The sequence below is a fragment of the Fulvivirga lutimaris genome, assembly GCF_009711525.1.
Classification (GTDB): Bacteria; Bacteroidota; Bacteroidia; order Cytophagales; family Cyclobacteriaceae; genus Fulvivirga; species Fulvivirga lutimaris.
The window spans coordinates 5,408-11,764 of the sequence record NZ_SMLV01000300.1; the positions used below are offsets into that span (position 1 = coordinate 5,408).

At 36.1% G+C, this 6,357-nt stretch carries 7 protein-coding genes; 5 read left to right on the plus strand and 2 right to left on the minus strand.

Features of this window, described 5'->3' with window-relative positions; genetic code table 11:
- Positions 1-100: 100 nt before the first annotated feature.
- From E1140_RS05485 to E1140_RS05510, 5 genes are all read left to right on the plus strand, one after another.
- Positions 101-1,336, plus strand: a complete 1,236-nt coding sequence (locus E1140_RS05485) for an MFS transporter (RefSeq protein ID WP_155180002.1) — start codon at positions 101-103, stop codon at positions 1,334-1,336.
- Between the two features lie 138 nt (positions 1,337-1,474).
- Positions 1,475-1,834 (plus strand): helix-turn-helix domain-containing protein, encoded by a 360-nt coding sequence (locus tag E1140_RS05490; RefSeq protein WP_221412642.1) that lies wholly within the window; start codon positions 1,475-1,477, stop codon positions 1,832-1,834.
- A gap of 214 nt (positions 1,835-2,048) precedes the next feature.
- Positions 2,049-2,699, plus strand: coding sequence for a hypothetical protein (locus E1140_RS05495; protein ID WP_155180004.1), 651 nt, complete (start codon positions 2,049-2,051; stop codon positions 2,697-2,699).
- Positions 2,700-2,931: 232 nt separating this feature from the next.
- Positions 2,932-3,579 (plus strand): DUF4386 family protein, encoded by a 648-nt coding sequence (locus E1140_RS05500; RefSeq protein ID WP_155180006.1) that lies wholly within the window; start codon positions 2,932-2,934, stop codon positions 3,577-3,579.
- A 470-nt stretch (positions 3,580-4,049) separates the two neighbouring features.
- Positions 4,050-4,817, plus strand: a complete 768-nt coding sequence (locus tag E1140_RS05510) for a hypothetical protein (RefSeq protein WP_155180011.1) — start codon at positions 4,050-4,052, stop codon at positions 4,815-4,817.
- Positions 4,818-4,848: 31 nt separating this feature from the next.
- Here the strand turns inward: E1140_RS05510 and E1140_RS05515 are convergent, their stop codons facing one another.
- Both E1140_RS05515 and E1140_RS05520 read right to left on the minus strand, forming a co-directional pair.
- Positions 4,849-5,595: an NIPSNAP family protein gene (locus E1140_RS05515; RefSeq protein ID WP_155180013.1), complete on the minus strand. Its 747-nt coding sequence runs from the start codon at positions 5,593-5,595 to the stop codon at positions 4,849-4,851.
- 95 nt (positions 5,596-5,690) lie between these two features.
- Positions 5,691-6,287, minus strand: a complete 597-nt coding sequence (locus tag E1140_RS05520) for an MCP four helix bundle domain-containing protein (RefSeq protein ID WP_155180015.1) — start codon at positions 6,285-6,287, stop codon at positions 5,691-5,693.
- Positions 6,288-6,357 lie beyond the last annotated feature (70 nt).

The window sequence follows — 6,357 nt, forward strand, 5'->3', positions numbered from 1 at the left end:
AAAGTGGCTTTAACTCCAAAACAGTGTTCAATGCTTTTTTTAAAAAAATGGAAGGAATGACTCCAAAAACATGGGTCAAGTCTCATAAAAAATAGGGTAAATGACTGGAGAGACTAAGCCCAAATTCACTCAATATCAATTTCTTTTAGTAGCTATCATTGCAATAGTTTTATTGACTATTGTTTTGGACTACATGCTTACCTCTGCATTATCCGCAATCCTTCTTCCGGAACTTAAAATCACTACCAAACAGTTTGGTCTACTTGCCTCAGCATATCCTATTAGTGCAGGAATAACTGCTATATTACTATCGGGCTATGCTGATAAATTTGATCGAAAAAAACTACTGCTATTCTTTTACTCGGGCTTTTTGCTGGGAGTTTTATTTTGTGCAAGTGCGCCCACCTTCAATGTATTAATTGTTGCTCGGATTATAACCGGGACCTTTGGTGGTGTTGTAGGCCCTATTTGCTTTGCCATCATAGCCGATCTATTTGAAACGACTCAAAGAGGAAGGGCTATGGGAATTCTACAGATGGCTTCTGCAGGGAGTCAAATTTTGGGTTTACCACTTGCACTTTACTTGGCTTCTGAGTGGGATTGGCATTTAGCTTTTGGGCTGATTTTACTTATCGGAATCATTGCCATATTTCTAGTCGTTTGGAAAATAAATCCAGTAAAAAAGCATCTACACAAACCAGTTAAAGTCAACCCTTGGCTTCACTCATTAAAAATAATTAGCAAGAGAAATTATCTAATCGTGTTTTTTAATAATACGCTGTTAGTAGCAGGAGATGTTATTTTAATGACTTTTAGCTCTGCTTTTTGTACTAACAATCTTGGAGTAGGTCTTGATGACCTTCCCTTACTATATGGAATCGCAGGGGTTTCTACTTTCGTGTTCTCTCCTCTTATTGGTCGTTTAACAGATAAATATGGAACACTCAAAATTTTTGTAATAGGAACAGTAATTACAATTTTGACGGTAGGGGTATTTACGAACTTGGAAGTAAACCCTCTTTGGACAGTTATCATCGTTCATACCTTCATCTTTCTTGGAGTTAATGCTCGAAGCATCTCATCTTCAGCTATTGGGACAGTCGTTCCTGAGGCAGAAGACCGAGGTGCATTCATGGCTGTTGATGCAGCAATGCAATTGGCGATTGCAGGTTTGGCAGCCATGCTAGCAGGATGGATCGTATTTCAATCTGAAGATGGGATGATAAATAATTTTTCTACCTTAGGAGTTGTGGTAATGTCATTGATGGTTTTGACTATTGGGTTGATGTTTGTGATTAATCGAATCGTACAAAGAAAGAATACCACATCAGCGTAAAATTCTGTTATCTGCCATTTAGCAGCCCTGAGGCAATAAATCGGATTCCAGGATTTAGTACAAACCACTTTCCGTATAGAGCTATTACCACCTGATACCAAAAATAAAACAAGAACAACCACCCCTCCTAAAGCCTTCATGTCAGCTGCTGAAATCAACATAGCAATAGACATTTTAGAAAAAGGAATGAAGGAAGAAGAGTGGTTTCAAAATCCTTCCTTATCCTTACGCGAACTAGCCGAAAACGTGAATATTAGCAGCAACAAGCTTTCCTGGTTGCTGAATGAACGAATTGGTAAAAACTTCAATGAATACATCAATAGTTTTCGTTTGGAGAACTTCAAAAATAATGATCTTAACCCTGTCAACAACCACCTTACCCTTTTAGCGATAGCTTATGAAAGCGGCTTTAATTCTAAAACGGTATTCAAACGCCTTCTTCAAAAAAAAACTAAAGAAATGATCCCAAAAGCTTGGGTGAAGTCTAATCAATTTTAAACCTGTTTAAAGAAGTTTTAAATCTCACTTTTAAGTTCGGAATTACATTTCGGGACGATTCACCTTCCTTTTCACCCCATCTTTGAATTGTCAAATCGATTGAGCAGAGTAAATAATCATCGCATGATGATTATTTTCCCCTTTACTAAATGAACTAACGACAACGGGAGGTGCTTTGTAGCAATCGAAATTCTCAAAAAAAAAAATTAGCACCATGAAAAATTTATTTACAATTGTTTTATTTTCTTACACACTTAGTGCATTTGCTCAAACTGACTCAACTGAGGTTAAAAAAACTGACGTAGCCCATAAGTGGAGAGTAAGTATACCTCATCTTGTTCCTGAAGAACTTATCTTTAGTCGCTGGAACGATCATACAAGTGTACAACACATAGAGTTTCATGTAAAGCGCAACCTAGATAATAAGAATATCTTAGGTGTGAAGTTTGCAACCTTCCGATTGTTTCAACCAATGGGAATAACATGGTGGGATGGTCTTCTGGACGTAATAGAGACAAAAAGCGAATACTATCCAGGACATGTGCGAGCAACAGGAATAGGCATAACGTACCAACGTATGTTATGGAAAGGACTATTTGCAACTGTTGAAGTTTTACCGCAATTTCAAACTTACACGGATCTAGATGGTAAAAAACTTGGAAATGGTTTTAAACTTTATAACTCGGCTCATTTGGGCTACCATATCGCATTTGGTAAGAAAAAACATTTTTTCATAGAACCACAGATTGATTGTAAGATCTGGACGTCTGATAAAAATGCTCCTGATGGATTCAAACAATTAGACGATAAGTGGAGAAACTATTTCCTTCTGGAGCCGCAGATTTACTTAGGGTGGAATTTCTAACGTTTAGCTGTCTCGGAGCAGCGATGGAAAACGCTAGAACTAAAAATCATGAGAGCAAAAAATAGCAGTATTTTTCGGAACGGAACTAGATGTCCTTTTGGGAGTAGTCGTAGAAAATGCACAAAATAACATTGGATTGTGGATATGTCTAGGATTAGTTCTCGGTATAGCAATCGAAGACACTAGAAAAAAAGGATAATCCCAAAACGAGGAAAACGAAAAATAAGTAACCATGAATGAAAAAACATTACAAAAAGTAGGTGGAGTTTGTGCGTTTCTTGAAGGACTTATATACATAGTTGCTTTCATTATTTATGGAGCTATACTAGTCTACCCAGATGCGAATGCGAGTGTTAATGAAAGACTTGATTTCTTAACAGAAAATCATCTAATCTTTTCGCTATTGACTTTTACAAGTTACATTTTATTTGGGATCTTATTAGTGGTACTGGTTGTTGCAATCTACCACCGACTAAAATCATACTCGCTAATACTATCGCAACTAATATCCGCTTTTGGAATAATTTGGGCTGGATTGGTAATCGCAAGTGGAATGATAGACAATATAAGTCTCAACACTGTAATTGAAATGGGAAGTAAAGATCCTGAAAATGCAATGTTAGTTTTTTCCGCAACTAATATCATTACAGAAGGGCTTGGTGGTGGGAATGAAATAGTTGGAGGAATATGGGTGTTATTATTAAGCCTAACTGCCTTAAAAGGACATTTGTTTTCCAAACTATTAAATCTTTTGGGTATTCTAGTGGGGTTGGCAGGAATACTAACAATTTACCCTCTAGAGATTTTTACAGAGATTTTTGGAATTAGTCAAATAGTTTGGTTTTTATGGATTGGGGTAATTATGTTGCGTAGTCATTGATAGAAAAGACTAATTAAAAAGTTTGCTAAAACGGTGTTTATACTAACCGGTATATTTAATTGGACACCAAGAAACTATAAATTCCGAATTTGACTATATCGGATTACCTAAAAAAAGAAACAGTTTACCCTTGGGTAACAGTGATTCCCTTCGAAATATGCTAAATCGTTCTCTGGGAGCTGGAAAATTTTCAATGTTTTGGCAATACTGGAATCCCATCTGGGGATATTATCTGGGGAAATATATTTTCAAACCAATGAAATTCATCTTTCCACCAGCATTATCGCTGATAATCACTTTAGTTGTATGTGGGTTTATCCATGACCTGGCTATTATGTTATTAAAATGGAACTTTACCTTATTCCAAACTCCTTGATTCTTATTTATGGGTCTCAGTATTATTCTGGGTGACTTTGCAAAAATTGATTACTCAAAATTCCCTTGGGTAGCACGGGCGGTAATAAATGAAGATGGCGATAAGAAATAAAGTAGAGCTACATGGCAATTACTTTATGGTAAGTAGTAGCTTAACAGTAATATTATTTCAAAATGCTTTTAATGCGCTATCTAAAATTTGTAATAACAAAAGAACCAGAATACTTATGCTGAAAATGATGAAGGTATTCGTGCTGTTTTCCTTAATAATAAATTACACCGCCAGCTATGCTCAAGAGATTACAATGAATAAAGACGTAGAGGAAGTCATAAAGCTAGGGAAGGACTCTATTGTGCAGTTGGCTTTGGAGCTGCTTAATGAAAAAGCAAGTATTCAAAATTTTGCCCGAATTAAAGTCATGACCGATGGTCAGGAAGTGTATGTGTCATTTAGGAACCCTATCAAATACCTTCCTTTAGGGTCAGCATTTTATTTTGATGCTATGGTTCATGTTGTTGAAAAAACCACCAGTAAAAGTCCCGTTTTTAATAGAGCTCAAGACAATAAAGAGGCTATAGAATTTTACAAACCAACTGAAGATACAGAGATGCATGTCCGGTTTGTTACTGAAGCCATTAATAACAGTGGTGTAGTTGGTTCATTTGATGTAGCCAATTTTGAGGGTGATATGACCATCTATGAAAACGAAAACTACTACGCTGTAAGTGTAGTTTCAGAATATCAAGAGTCCTCTTACAACGTAGAAAAGGTATCAGGCAAAGTTTATGATGCAGAACACGCTCACCTTGCCCCATATCCAATTGAAAACGAAGGCAAAACTGTATTTAAAGAAGTTTTCTGATTACTGTCAGTGAAGCTAGTTTTGCTAACGACTATAACTGAGAATAACTCAGTGGGCGTAGAAAAATCCTGGTAATTTCATTCATGGCGTTGGCATATTCCTCCAGCCCCAATATTCTTTTCCATTCGGGGTGAGCAACAAACTTAGCCCATTCCTCATCGCGTTCCTTCATGTCGCCAAAGGCCAATAAATAAGTAAGAGCAGGCAGCTTATCACCCGCTACATTAGCACCAAAAAACACCATTGACATGCCCACTTCTGCAAATATGTCAAACTCATGATCGTCAAACATTTTTACCTTTCTTCTCAAGGCATCCTCATTATAGCTGTCATAGATTCTTAGCTCAAATAGGTTCAAATCATCGGTTGGTTTTACAAGATTTGGGAATCCTTTAGAAGACCTGATCAGATCCGTATTAATTCTGTCATAAGGCATAGAGTCAGGGTCAGCCTTCAAATAGGGAGCTGCATCTTTCAGATACTGTTCATCCTTCAATAATACATCTCCAGAGGATTGGAAAGCCACGATGCTTTTATAAGGAATCAGCAAATATATCTTTTTAGGAAGGGTATTGCTTGTTTCTTCAAACACACCCACATTTTTTACTCCTTGCCTGTTTAGCGCTGGTATCAGTGCCTTCTCTAAGTAGTTGTGGAGTACATCTGCAGATTTAAAGTAATCCAATTCATAGGTTCTAAATTCATAAACTTGTTCCTGAGCATTTGCAGAAAGACCCGTACTGACTAAGATTAGAATAATTAATAATTGCTTCCTCATAACACTAGAGTTTGATGTATGTCAATATAAGAATATACTATGACAAATCGGTAGGATTAAGGCATGCTACTTAAACGTATTAGAGCAGGCACTCACTAACTCTTCTTAGGCTTATATAAAATAATTACCTGAATAAGGATAGCCATTGCAACCAGGAAAATTATTTCAACTTGTGTAAATAGCTCTATAGTATCCATGGTTTTTTGGCTAAATGACATTTGCTTTTTCCCCTCTTTAAGCTGGACCTTGGATAAGTTATAAAGATCATTATTTAATCCATTGATACTATTCAACAAATCTTTATTGCTAGCAAAACCAGTGTTGATATATTCAACCTCTTGATTGGTGAGGTTTTCAAAATGGTTCTTGAAGCTATCAAAACTGGTTCTTTCCTCAGGGGTGATTTTTGTCTGTTCGTACTTCTCAATAATACCTCGTATGTCCTTATTGATTTTTGAATTCTGTTCTGTTATAAATACGGAATCAGAAGTAATCAAGGCCATTTGTTTCTTCTGAATCAATGAGGACATCTCAAATATCAAATCACTGGCTATTAGCCTGTCCTCATAAATGGTGGCAATTGAATTTCTTAACCTCTTAAAATTATCTTTATCAATCAGGTTTGTAGTAAGCACAATAACAAAAACCAAAAGAATACTTAAAACCCACTTAAACTTGTCAAATAAACTCATATTCAATTTTTATATAATGTCTGTTCTATTTTAATAAAGATAATAAATTATAATCATCAATATATACATG

Excerpts from the sequence above, each read along its gene's own strand:
- E1140_RS05485 (WP_155180002.1), top strand. The coding sequence starts at position 101 with ATGACTGGAGAGACTAAGCCCAAATTCACTCAATATCAATTTCTTTTA.
- E1140_RS05490 (WP_221412642.1), top strand. The coding sequence starts at position 1,475 with ATGTCAGCTGCTGAAATCAACATAGCAATAGACATTTTAGAAAAAGGA.
- E1140_RS05495 (WP_155180004.1), top strand. The coding sequence starts at position 2,049 with ATGAAAAATTTATTTACAATTGTTTTATTTTCTTACACACTTAGTGCA.
- E1140_RS05500 (WP_155180006.1), top strand. The coding sequence starts at position 2,932 with ATGAATGAAAAAACATTACAAAAAGTAGGTGGAGTTTGTGCGTTTCTT.
- E1140_RS05510 (WP_155180011.1), top strand. The coding sequence starts at position 4,050 with ATGGCGATAAGAAATAAAGTAGAGCTACATGGCAATTACTTTATGGTA.
- E1140_RS05515 (WP_155180013.1), bottom strand. The coding sequence starts at position 5,595 with ATGAGGAAGCAATTATTAATTATTCTAATCTTAGTCAGTACGGGTCTT.
- E1140_RS05520 (WP_155180015.1), bottom strand. The coding sequence starts at position 6,287 with ATGAGTTTATTTGACAAGTTTAAGTGGGTTTTAAGTATTCTTTTGGTT.